The sequence below is a fragment of the Snodgrassella sp. ESL0323 genome, from assembly GCF_013346865.1.
Classification (GTDB): Bacteria; Pseudomonadota; Gammaproteobacteria; order Burkholderiales; family Neisseriaceae; genus Snodgrassella; species Snodgrassella alvi.
The window spans coordinates 156,011-168,199 of the sequence record NZ_JAAEDT010000015.1; the positions used below are offsets into that span (position 1 = coordinate 156,011).

Here is a 12,189-nt window from a genome sequence, read left to right on the forward strand (position 1 = left end):
TACACAATTTATTAAAATCTTACAGCTAAATTTTCTGAACTGTGTCCTTGTTGTGTAAGAATTCATAGATCAGCTGGGCTTTGTTTCTATAACATATCTACGCTAAATATTTGGGAATTAAGCCATTATGCGAACAAGATAACAAAGGAATAGAAGCTATACCTAATTAGTTTTCTTATTGTAGTAAGAAAGCATATTATAAATTTAACATATTTATAATTAGACAAATAGATTGAATTTTGTTATCAAGACTGGGGATTTGTAACTTTCTTTTTGTTAAAAATGCATTAAAAATGCATTTTCTATGCGCTGCTGGATTGTTTAAAGAGATATTGGTTAGGGTGTGGTTGTTGGTGTACGAAATAAAAAACATTTATTTAAATAAAAAAGTTTAAATATTTTTTCTTTTTATTATAAATTAAAAACTTGTGCCATAATTTTTAATTTTTTAATGCTTATAATTAATTAATATGATTACAAACATTACTTAAGATATAAAACCACATTTTAATAAATTTATAAACTAAAACCAATTCTTAATGAATTGAGCAAGATGCAAACAATTTATTTACTCATAATTAAAAATTACATACAACTTGATATTAATATAATAAATAGTAAATAATACTGTTTAAGTTAAACTAATATTAACAAAGGATATTTAGATATGTCTGGCCCAACATTTCAAACAAATCCGATTGATCTTTCGAAACTTCTTAACGATTGTCACAATGGCGTAATTCAATTACCTGATTTCCAAAGAAGTTGGGTTTGGGATGAAGATACAATAAAAAGTCTTATTGCCTCTATATCCCGATCATTTCCAATAGGAGCATTGATGACGCTCTATACAGGGGGATCTGTAGAATTTCAACCTAGATTAATAGAGGGAGTGCCAGAAAGTGCTAAAACGGAAACACCTCAATCCTTACTATTAGACGGTCAACAACGTATTACTTCAATGTATCTAGTAACTTTACGCAAAAAAGTTGTTGAGACAGTGACGCCTAAAAATAAAAAGGTTAAACGCTGGTTTTACATTGATATAAAAAGAGCATTAGATCCTAAGATAGACAGAGATGAAGCTATTTTAAGTATCCCCGAAGATAAAAAAGTAACTAGTCAATTTGGACGAGAAATAGTGTTAGATATATCTTCACCTGAAAAAGAATATGCTAATTTTATTTTTCCGATGACTGAAGTTTTTGACTGGGATGAATGGCAAGATGGTTTTGATAGCTACTGGGCAGGTGATAATAATAAGCACCAAAGAGAAATATTCAGACAATTTAAACGAGAAATTTTAGAGAATTTTAAATCTTATCGTGTACCTGTTATCGCTTTAGACAGAGAAACCAGTAAAGAAGCTGTATGTGTGGTATTCGAAAAAGTAAATACCAAAGGAAAAGCACTTGAAGCTTTTGAATTAGTTACAGCAATTTATGCAGCTCAAGGGTATGAATTGCGTAAAGACTGGTATGATAATGATGAAAATACAGGTCGACAAATACGTTTTAATAATGCTTGCAGTATTTCAGAAAACAAGAAAGGTATTATTAGTAAAGTTTCCAATACAGATTTTTTACAAGCGATCTCTTTGTTCTATACAAGAGAACGTAGACGAGAAGCAGAACAAACAGGTAAACAAGGGAATGAATTACCAACAGTATCTGGTAATCGCCACGCCTTACTAGATCTTCCCTTATCAGCTTATCTAAAGTATGAAGAACAAGTAGAAGAAGGCTTTAAAAAAGCAGCTAAATTTTTACATATGCTGCATATTTACCAAGTAAGTGACCTACCTTATCAATCACAAATAGTTCCTTTAGCAGCTATATTAGCAGATATAGGCGATGAATGGAAACATGAAACTAATAGACGAAAATTAACTCAATGGTACTGGAATGGTGTATTTGGTGAGCTTTACGGATCTGCTGTAGATACACGCATTGCAAGGGATTTCATGGAAGTACCAGCATGGTTAAAGGGTGCTACAGAACCATCGACGGTTAGCGAGGCATTGTTCAGACCAGACAGATTAAAAACTATGAAAACCCGTTTATCTGCGGCATATAAAGGGATTAATGCACTTTTAATGAAACAAGGTGCAAAAGATTTTATCTCAAGCCAAGAGTATAGCCATACTGTGTTTTTTGGCGAAAATGTAGATATCCATCATATCTTTCCTAAAGAATGGTGTAGAAAGCAGAACTTTAGCTCTAAGATTTTTGATTCTGTTATTAATAAAACTCCTTTAAGCTATAAAACCAACCGTATTATTGGTAGCTCTGCTCCTTCCATTTATTTAAAAAAAATAGAAAAAGAATTTAAAATAGAACCAGCTGATTTAGATATATATTTAAAATCACATTGTATTAACCCTGTACTACTTAGGGAAGATAATTTCACTGCATTTATTGAAGATAGACAAAAACAACTATTAGCACTTATAGAAGAAGCAATGGGTAAAAAAGCATATCAGGGAGAAGTAAAGGAAGATGACTTGCAACTTGATGATGAAACAGAAGAAACAGAAGAAACAGAATATATACATTTTTAATGTGCAATTAACTACGCAAAATTTTAATATATAAAATGATTTGTACTAAAGAAAGCTTTACAAAACCACTCAAGCAAGCCGAGTTTGATTTTCTTGCACCAAATTACTCAGAAAATCAGCTACCACCCTTATTCTTCCGGAATTAGTAAGGTCGGAGTGGATGACTAGCCAAATGGGTTGATTACAGCCAATATCGTTGTGAATACAAATCAGATTTTTGGTTAAGGCAATAAAATTCGGTAAGACACCCATTCCGATACATGCTTCAACTGCACTGATATGTGCAGACATGCTGCCGGCTCTCAGACAACATTTGCCACGGCTGTTTTTTTCTATCCACTTTGCTGCCGGCAAGTTCTGATGTGTTTCCGGCCAGCCGATAAAATCAGCGTTTTTTAACATTGTTTCTTCTCTGTTTAGCGGTTTGCGCTGTAAATAGCTTTCAGAGGCATACAAACCAAAACCAAGCTCGCCTAATCGGCGGATGGTTACTTTACCCTGCTCCGGGCGAACCAGACGCAAGGCCATATCAGCGTCTCTTCTTTGCAAATTGATAGTTGATACTCCGGTAACCAGTTCCAGGGTCAAATTAGGATGTGCTGAATAGAGCTTGGGTAAAGCCGGAATAATAAGATGATCAGCCAGCCCCTGAGCCGTAGCCAAACGCACGTGCCCAGTGACACCGGCATTGACTCCGGTAGCCATGGCATCAAACGCGTGTCCGGCCTGTTCCAGTATTTCTGCCTGCGAAACGAGTATTCTGCCTTCATCTGTTAATTTATACCCTTGCTGATCGCGGATAAATAACCTATATCCCAGCACTTCTTCCATACGTTCCAGACGGCGGTAAGTTGTAGCAATGCCAAGTTTTAATGTCTTTGCAGCACCACTCAATGTGCCTTCACGTACGATTGCCAGAAATACTTTAGTATCATCCCAGCATAGTTTTTTGTTCATATTTGATTTCCGATTCTGGAAAACCAGTTACCAGATTTAGCTATATATCTGTCAATTTTCGCAAAGTATACTGAATTAACGCTGCTTTCACCAAGCTAATAACTATGTTTAAAAGCAGATTTATAACAACTCAATACCATCTGTTTTCAGCCGGCTGTGAACAATTGCCGACCTTTTTAGGTTTGTATATCAGGCCGAACTCTATCTGTTTGAAAAATTGATTGCAAAAGAGGAAATGATTTAGTGAATAATTTAGAAAATAAGACACAATGGCGTAACTGGATGGCTGTTTGCATGCTTGCAATAGCGTCATTTATTGTGGTGAGTACCGAGCTGGCACCGATTGGTATGTTATCCGCTATAGCCTCATCTATGGGACAAAACAGCGGCACTACCGGTTTGGTTGTGACGCTGTATGCATGGCTGGGGGCTGTTGCTGCCCTTGTTTCAGTTACCACATTCAGCCATCTGCCTCGTAAACTAGCAGTAATTGTATTAATGTTGCTGATGGCTGCATCGAATGGTATTGCGGCTATTAGTGAGCATTTTTCTGTACTTTTAATCGCTCGTCTGGCCGGTGCAGTTGCACATGGTGCATTCTGGGCGATGGCTGGCACTATGGGGGCGCAACTGGTATCAGACAAATATACCGGCAGAGCCACAGCAATTATATTCAGCGGTGTTTCGATAGCCAGTATACTCGGTGTTCCCCTTATTAACTGGATTAGCAGCACCATTGGCTGGCGTTTATCTTTTTTATTGCTGAGCGTATTAGCCATAATTACCGCAATTATTCTGGCTTTTACCCTGCCGGCTGTATCCGGTACTTCCCGAATGGGGAGAAAACAATTTTCAGCAGTTCTTCAGATTAAGCAGTTACGCCAAGTTTATCTGATTGCTACTGCTGCCATCATCGCCCATTTTGCTGCTTTTACCTATATTGAAGTATTTATGGCCGCAGAAATGGCTATTTCTGCCAACTGGATTGCTGTTTGTCTGTTTGTATTCGGTATAGCCGGTGTAGCTGGTAATCTGTTATGTGGTCTGTTTATAGACAGATATCTGAAAAGTATACTTGGTGCAGGCTTAGTGCTGATTTGTGGCAGTCTGATTCTACTGAGTGCAGTCTTGTCACATAATCCAATCATGCTGATGGTATTAGTGTTTGCGTGGGGTTTAGGTGTAGCCATATTATTTGTTGGTATTCAGGCATGGGTAATTCGGCTGGCAGGAAACGATAACGCTTTACCCGCTTCTGCTATTTATGCAGCTATTTTTAATGGAGCCGTAGGCATTGGGGCAATTATCGGCGCAGGAATTATTGATTTCGGCAATATGAAAATGCTTTATTTAATTGCCTCTTTGATCACTTTATTCAGTTTGTTGCAGTTACTAATCAGCAAAACGAAGCATAAGCCGGCGCAGTGAAACCAATATATTTCACTTATACATTTCTATATCTAATGCCGCCAATGCAGAAAAATTTAAGCTGTAGCTAATTTGTCTGATTTAAAAGAAATATAAACTCAAATCAAAGGCCGCTGAAATAAGCGGCCTTGTGCACATTTTTCAGAATTAATCCTGAAATTTTTTCTTGATTGAATCTACTGCACCATCTATAGCATTAGCCACATCATGCACAGCTTCTTTCACGCCGCCAACGGCCTTATCTACCATTCCTTCAGACTGGGTTTTAGTATCACCCACTACTTTACCCACGTTCTGTTTTACTTCGCCTTTGGCTTTATCTACAAATCCGTTATCGCTCATAACCATCTCCATTCTGTATGTCTACTGCATGCAACAGTATTCAATTAAACACAAGTAAATTCTTATCCTTCAATGATTTATCTTAGAGAGACAATTAGCAGTAAGCAATGGAAAACGCCAATATTTGCAGCTAATTACATATAAAAATAATTTATTGGTAAATCATGCAGTTAATTAACTTAATATCAATTTATTTACAATTTTCTTTATCTAGAAATAAAAATCTATCTGGTTAAATATAGCTGTAGATAATTATGAATTTTATGATATTAAATTTAATATTTGTTATTATTAGTTAAATTGTAAATTAATAAATTTGTTCCTTTTTCGACAAATTTAAAATTTTCAATTTATTTGATTACTATCAAACAGTATTACGAAATAGCATACAAATTAATTGCTTAGCCATAAATAATCAGGAATAGTAATGGAAGAAAAAAATATTGATCAACAAATCAAAAGATTAGAAAAAATTACCCGTAAGGATGGTAAGGAAACTTATGCTCAAGCTCAGTTTAAATTAGGAAATATATATCAAGATATAAAACACGATTATGATAAGGCTGAAGATTTTTATTTAAATATCAACAAAGAAGATGATCCTGAACTTTATGCTCTAGCCCAGTGTAATTTAGGATATTTATATCAAGATATAAAACACGATTATGATAAGGCTGAAGTTTTTTATTTGAATATCAACAAAGAAGATAGTCCAGAACGTTATGCTCTAGCTCAGTTTGGTTTAGGATATATATATTATTTTATAAAACATGATTATGATAAGGCTGAAGCTTTTTATTTAAATATTACTAATAAAAATAATCTTGAAATTTATACTTATGCACAGGTTAAATTAGGATATATATATCAAGAAATAAAACACGATTATGATCAGGCTGAAGCTTTTTATTTAAATATTAACAAAAAAGACAATCCTGAAAACTATGCTGAAGCACAGGTTTATTTAGGATATTTATATCAAGAAATAAAACACGATTATGATCAGGCTGAAGCTTTTTATTTAAATATTAACAAAGAAGATAATCCTGAAGCTTATGCTAATGCTCAGCTTAATTTAGGATATATATATGATGAAATAAAACACGATTATGATAAGGCTGAAACATTTTTTTTAAAGATCACTAAAGAAGATAATCCTGAAGCTTATGCTAATGCTCAGCTTAATTTAGGATATATATATGATAAAATAAAACACGATTATGCTAAGACTGAAGCTTTTTATTTAAATATCAACAAAGAAGATAGTTCTGATGCTTATGCTCAAGCTCAATTTAATTTAGCATATATATATCAAGTAATAAAACACAATTATGGTCAGGCTGAAGCTTTTTATTTAAATATCAACAAAGAAGTTAATCCTGATACTTATGCTAAAGCTCAATTCGCTTTAGGATATATATATCAAGAAATAAAACACGATTATGATCAGGCTGAAGTTTTTTATTTAAATATCAACAAAGAAGATAGTTCTGATGCTTATGCCGAAGCTCAATTTGCTTTAGGATATATATATCAAGAAATAAAACACGATTATGATCAGGCTGAAGCTTTTTATTTAAATATCAACAAAGAAGATAATCCTGAAGCCTATGCTAAAGCTCAGTATAATTTAGCAAATATATATTTTAAAATAAAACACGATTATGATCAGGCTGAAGCTTTTTATTTAAATATCAACAAAGAAGATAATCCTGAAGCCTATGCTAAAGCTCAGTATAATTTAGCAAATATATATTTTAAAATAAAACACGATTATGATCAGGCTGAAGCTTTTTATTTAAATATCAACAAAGAAGATAATCCTGAAGCCTATGCTAAAGCTCAGTATAATTTAGCAAATATATATTTTAAAATAAAACACGATTATGATCAGACTGAAACATTTTTTTTAAAGATCACTAAAGAAGATAATCCTGAAGCTTATGCTAATGCTCAGCTTAATTTAGGATGTATATATGATGAAATAAAAAACGATTATGATCAGGCTAAAACATTTTTTTTAAAGATCACTAAAGAAGATAATCCCGAAGCTTATGCCAACGCTCAGGTTAATTTAGGCTATTATTATAAAATAGAAAATAAATATAATGATGCTATAGCCCGTTATCTCAATGCTTCTGAACAAGATAGTCCTAAAGCATATATTCAAGCTAAATTCGAATTAGGCAAAATATATAGTAGTAATAATAGTCTTAAAAATTTCACTAAAGCTCAAAGCTGTTTTTTTGAAGCTGCCAAAATAGCTACTTATTCTAATTGTCAGCCATATTATTATATTTGTGCTCAATTTATTTTAAAATTAATGCAAAGCAATTCCAGTCTAATTTCTAATGAGAAGAAATTTGCAAAGCTTAATGAAACAATCTTTGATAAAATTGAAAATATATGTGATTTGACTGATGATATAAAATATAATTTATTAGTTTTTAGTTCATTTGATAATAATGAGCAAGAACGACGGGTCGCTCATTATACCAAGCCAGCTGTATTATTTAGTCTGCTGAAAGGAGAAAACCCCAGTAAATTCCGGCTTAATATTGTAGATTTTATGAATGATCCCAGTGAAAATCAGGTATTAACCAGCTGGCTGAATATCAGCAATCATCCAGATAATGAAATTAAAAGCTTTTTAGCCAGTTTTTCCTTTAATCATAATTGTCTGAATCAGTTTCGTTTATACGGTAATGAAGATAACATTGTTGGTTCCGGTGTCAGTATTGCTTTTAATAAAAATTTTTTTGGTCTGGATACACAACGCAGTATCAATAACGAAATAATCTCATCCCACAGTATTAAATCAATCAAATCATTCGAAAATAAACAAGTAAAATTTGAAACTGAGCAAATCGAGATTAAAAGTGCCAATACTCTTTATCCTTTGCCTTTATACCGCTGCCTATATTTTGATCCAGAAACAGGATATTTAGCGTTAGCCAAACGCAATAAACAATCCTTTTATCTGGAAAACAAAAATGAAAAAACAGCAAAAGCCATTGATAGTGAATGGGATGAATATATTAATTCATTAAATGAGTCTGATAAAATTAGTAAAATTCGTACTAAATTAGAAGCAATACAAAAGTTGATTGCAGAACTTTCGAATAATTCCGAGTTAAAAAAAATTTCCAATCTGGACGAACTACTCAGTCTGGCTGTATTACCCATTTCCTGCCTGATAAAACATGCTGCTTTTGAAGATGAAGATGAGTGCCGGATGATTTATATTACTCATATCGCAGATGATAATATTGTTGAACCGCAAGATTATCAGTCTGCTAACAGTTTGTATGTCGAATATACGCATGTAGAAGAATATATTGATAATATTTATCTGGGGCCGCAATGTAAGATGCAGCATAAAATATGGCTGCAAAATCATTTTAAAAAGAAACGGCGTGAAAGAGAAATCAAGCTGATTAAATCTGAAATGCCGTTGCGCTGATTCAGGCTAAAACAGCAGGATTGATTAAAATATCAGCTTTACTGCTATTGCTAAACTAGCAGTTCGGTTATCCCATGTATAATCTGCCTGTATCAGAAATTTAACCGACTAAATACCGGCCGGAAATATCCGTTCGGTATTTCTTTGGCGGTGTTATATGAGTGCCGGATTATGCAGGAACATAAACAGTTTATTGCCGCAGAATATTCAGCCGGGAGTGATGCACACCAGCTCCGGCAAAATGCCAAACCGAAAAGAACTTTATCCGTAGCGCCGATGCTGGACTGGACAGACAGGCATTACCGCTATATGGCCAGACTGATTAGCAGAAATGTGTGGCTGTATACAGAGATGATTAATGCTAATGCAATCATCCATGGCAACAGTGACAGATTACTGGCCTATCATCCGCAGGAGCAACCTGTTGCTTTGCAGCTGGGCGGCAGTGAGCCGGCAGTTCTGGCACAGGCTGCTAAAATTGCTGCCGGTTATGACTATGATGAAATTAATCTTAACTGCGGCTGCCCTAGCCCGCGGGTACAGCAAGGTGCTTTTGGTGCCTGCCTGATGCGTGAAGTTGAACTGGTAGCACAATGCTTAAATGCCATGCAGGAAGCGGTTAATATTCCGGTTACGATTAAGCATCGCATCGGTCTGGATAAGGAAACAGCCTATCAGCCTCTGGCTGATTTTGTCGGTACACTACGTGAAAAAACGCCCTGCCGTATTTTTGTTGTTCATGCACGCAATGCATGGCTGGATGGGTTATCGCCGAAAGATAACCGTGATATTCCGCCTTTGCGTTATGATTATGTTTATCGTCTGAAACAGGAATTTCCTGATCTGGAAATTATTCTTAATGGCGGGGTTACTGATAATGCACAAATTCACCGGCATTTGCAGCATGTTGACGGGGTAATGGTCGGACGTGAGGCTTATCATAATCCGATGCTGATGCGCAGCTGGGATGCTGAATTTTACGCCAGTCACCAGCCGGCTGTTGAATATGAAGACCTGGTTAATCAGTTAATTGACTATGCTCGTCGGCAGCTGGCTAATCCGGATATTTCATTGCGCCATATGGCTCGGCACTATCTGGGGCTGATGCATGGTTTACCCGGTGCGCGCCAGTGGCGGAGGATGCTGTCTGATGCTTCGTTATTAAAAAATAACGATGCCAGCCTGATTACGGAAGCATGGCAGGCGGTAAAAGAAAGTGCCGCAAGCCAGTCTGAGTTGATTTAAGTTACAATTAGGCCGTTTTTATTTGGATAAATCCGCATGCAACAGTATCTTGACTTAATGCAACACGTTTTAGACCGTGGCACAGATAAAGCAGACCGTACCGGTACGGGTACGCGCTCAGTTTTTGGCTATCAGATGCGTTTTAATCTGGCTGATGGCTTTCCTGTACTGACTACTAAAAAGTTGCATTTACGTTCAATTATTTATGAGTTACTCTGGTTTCTGCGCGGCGATACTAATATCGGCTATTTGCATGAACATAATGTTTCTATCTGGGATGAATGGGCAGATGCTGATGGTAATCTGGGGCCGGTATACGGTTATCAGTGGCGCAGCTGGCCGGCACCGGATGGCCGCCATATCGACCAGATCAGTAATCTGCTGCAACAGATTAAACACAATCCCGACAGCCGTCGCCTGATTGTTTCTGCATGGAATCCGGCACTGGTAGATGAGATGGCTTTACCGCCCTGCCATGCTCTGTTTCAGTTTTATGTGGTTGAAGGCAAGCTTTCCTGTCAGCTTTATCAGCGCAGTGCTGATATTTTTCTGGGTGTGCCTTTTAATATTGCCAGCTATGCTCTGCTTACGATGATGATTGCTCAGGTATGTGATTTAGAGCCGGGGGAATTTATTCATACGCTGGGTGATGCTCATTTATATAGTAATCATTTTGAACAAGCTAAACTGCAGTTAAGCCGCACACCGAAAAAACTGCCGCAAATGCATCTGAATCCTGATGTAAAAAATCTGTTTTCTTTTCAGTTTGAAGATTTTACGCTTACTGATTATCATCCGGATGCCCACATTAAAGCACCAGTAGCTGTATGAATACTCTGAATAAAATTACGTTGATTGCCGCTCTTTCAGATAATAACTGTATTGGCGAAAATAACCGTATTCCATGGCATGTACCCGAAGACTTTGAATTTTTTAAAAGTTACACTATGGGCAAGCCGGTTGTTATGGGACGTAAAACGTGGGAGTCGCTGCCCAGAAAACCGCTTCCAGGCCGCGCCAATTATGTTATCAGCCGGCAGGATGCGCAGACATTCAGCGGAGCAATTTTGTGTCACAGTGTTGAAGAAGCGCTCAGGCAATTAGCCGGTTGCCCTGAAATTATTATTATGGGCGGGGCACAAATTTATACTCAGGCGATGCCTCTGGCTACCGATTTGCAGTTAACCAGAATTCATGTTGATGTTGCCGGAGATACTTTTTTTCCGGCAATTGATACGAATATCTGGCAGCAAACTGAAAGCAGCAGTCATGTAAGCAGTAAAAATAATATTGCTTATGATTTACAGCATTATGTACGCCGGCCTGGTGTTGAGTAAGTTTTATTGCGCAAGCCAGTTTGTATTCAGTCCGATTGCTCTGAAATCAGAGACTGTAATGCAAACTGGCTGATTGATGATGCTGTAAATTTTCTTAGTAGTATTTTCTAAGATTTACGTTTTTGCTGAATTGTCAGAAAAATGTTGGTTTTCTGCGTTTATGCAGGCGCTATATTTGCTGCTATTTACTGCATATAATCAGCATAGATAATCTTTGACAGTTCCCTGCCAATCCCCCACAATAAGTCTGCACATTGTTAATCAAATTAAACATCAGAAGGATGCAGTCATGAGTAAAGTAACTCTGCAAGGTACCGCTGTTGAAGTCAGTGGTCAGTTTCCAAAAACAGGCAGTACAGCACCAGCTTTTACGCTGACTGATGCCGGTTTAAATGAATTATCGCTTACCGATTTTGCCGGTAAACGTAAAGTACTGAATATTTTCCCTAGTGTAGATACGGGTGTTTGTGCTGCATCTGTACGCCATTTTAATGCAGCTGCGGCCAATCTTTCTAATACTGTTGTGTTGTGTATTTCTGCCGATTTGCCATTTGCGCAGGCTCGTTTTTGTGGTGCAGAAGGGCTGGATCAGGTAAAAACTCTGTCAACATTCCGTCATCCTGAATTTAAGGAAAACTACGGGGTTAAACTGAGCAGCGGTGCTTTAGCCGGCTTATGTGCCCGTGCGGTTATTGTACTGGATGAAAATAATCAAGTTTTATACAGTCAGTTAGTGGCTGAAATTACGACAGAGCCGGATTATGAGCAGGCATTAGCCGCTCTTTAAAATGGCTTTTTTATACAAGCGTTCAGATATCTGAACGCTTTTTTTCTTTCGGGCTATGTCGTTGCGCTGG

At 36.5% G+C, this 12,189-nt stretch carries 9 protein-coding genes; 7 read left to right on the forward strand and 2 right to left on the reverse strand.

The features are described 5' to 3' along the window. Positions 1 to 667: 667 nt before the first annotated feature. Positions 668 to 2,560 (forward strand): DUF262 domain-containing protein, encoded by a 1,893-nt coding sequence (locus GY065_RS06140; protein WP_174833455.1) that lies wholly within the window; start codon positions 668 to 670, stop codon positions 2,558 to 2,560. Between the two features lie 69 nt (positions 2,561 to 2,629). On the opposite strand, the gene GY065_RS06145 is transcribed toward GY065_RS06140, so the two are convergent. Then, positions 2,630 to 3,517: a LysR family transcriptional regulator gene (locus tag GY065_RS06145; protein WP_174833456.1), complete on the reverse strand. Its 888-nt coding sequence runs from the start codon at positions 3,515 to 3,517 to the stop codon at positions 2,630 to 2,632. 243 nt (positions 3,518 to 3,760) lie between these two features. Between GY065_RS06145 and GY065_RS06150 the strand changes: the two genes are divergently transcribed. Then, positions 3,761 to 4,945 (forward strand): MFS transporter, encoded by a 1,185-nt coding sequence (locus GY065_RS06150; protein ID WP_174833457.1) that lies wholly within the window; start codon positions 3,761 to 3,763, stop codon positions 4,943 to 4,945. Between the two features lie 147 nt (positions 4,946 to 5,092). Here GY065_RS06150 and GY065_RS06155 read toward each other — a convergent pair whose 3' ends face one another. Then, positions 5,093 to 5,287 carry a CsbD family protein gene (locus tag GY065_RS06155; RefSeq protein ID WP_025330793.1) on the reverse strand — a complete coding sequence of 65 codons (195 nt, stop codon included), beginning with the start codon at positions 5,285 to 5,287 and terminating at the stop codon, positions 5,093 to 5,095. A gap of 427 nt (positions 5,288 to 5,714) precedes the next feature. Here GY065_RS06155 and GY065_RS06160 point away from each other — a divergent pair, with 427 nt between their 5' ends. From GY065_RS06160 to tpx, 5 genes are all read left to right on the forward strand, one after another. Continuing rightward, the gene (locus GY065_RS06160; RefSeq protein ID WP_174833458.1) at positions 5,715 to 8,750 is read left to right on the forward strand and encodes a lipopolysaccharide assembly protein LapB; all 3,036 of its coding nucleotides are present in this window, start codon (positions 5,715 to 5,717) and stop codon (positions 8,748 to 8,750) included. Positions 8,751 to 8,921: 171 nt separating this feature from the next. Further along, on the forward strand, positions 8,922 to 9,995 hold the full coding sequence (gene dusA, locus GY065_RS06165) for a tRNA dihydrouridine(20/20a) synthase DusA (protein WP_174833459.1): 1,074 nt from the start codon (positions 8,922 to 8,924) through the stop codon (positions 9,993 to 9,995). A 36-nt stretch (positions 9,996 to 10,031) separates the two neighbouring features. Beyond that, positions 10,032 to 10,826 (forward strand): thymidylate synthase, encoded by a 795-nt coding sequence (locus GY065_RS06170; RefSeq protein WP_100116552.1) that lies wholly within the window; start codon positions 10,032 to 10,034, stop codon positions 10,824 to 10,826. Between the two features lie 5 nt (positions 10,827 to 10,831). Continuing rightward, complete coding sequence (locus GY065_RS06175) at positions 10,832 to 11,332, forward strand: dihydrofolate reductase (protein ID WP_180214768.1); 501 nt, start codon at positions 10,832 to 10,834, stop codon at positions 11,330 to 11,332. Between the two features lie 289 nt (positions 11,333 to 11,621). Next, positions 11,622 to 12,119 carry a thiol peroxidase gene (tpx, locus tag GY065_RS06180; protein WP_078474892.1) on the forward strand — a complete coding sequence of 166 codons (498 nt, stop codon included), beginning with the start codon at positions 11,622 to 11,624 and terminating at the stop codon, positions 12,117 to 12,119. Positions 12,120 to 12,189 lie beyond the last annotated feature (70 nt).

Coding starts and splice junctions, on each gene's coding strand:
- GY065_RS06140 (WP_174833455.1), top strand. CDS start 668: ATGTCTGGCCCAACATTTCAAACAAATCCGATTGATCTTTCGAAACTT.
- GY065_RS06145 (WP_174833456.1), bottom strand. CDS start 3,517: ATGAACAAAAAACTATGCTGGGATGATACTAAAGTATTTCTGGCAATC.
- GY065_RS06155 (WP_025330793.1), bottom strand. CDS start 5,287: ATGAGCGATAACGGATTTGTAGATAAAGCCAAAGGCGAAGTAAAACAG.
- GY065_RS06160 (WP_174833458.1), top strand. CDS start 5,715: ATGGAAGAAAAAAATATTGATCAACAAATCAAAAGATTAGAAAAAATT.
- dusA (WP_174833459.1), top strand. CDS start 8,922: ATGCAGGAACATAAACAGTTTATTGCCGCAGAATATTCAGCCGGGAGT.
- GY065_RS06170 (WP_100116552.1), top strand. CDS start 10,032: ATGCAACAGTATCTTGACTTAATGCAACACGTTTTAGACCGTGGCACA.
- tpx (WP_078474892.1), top strand. CDS start 11,622: ATGAGTAAAGTAACTCTGCAAGGTACCGCTGTTGAAGTCAGTGGTCAG.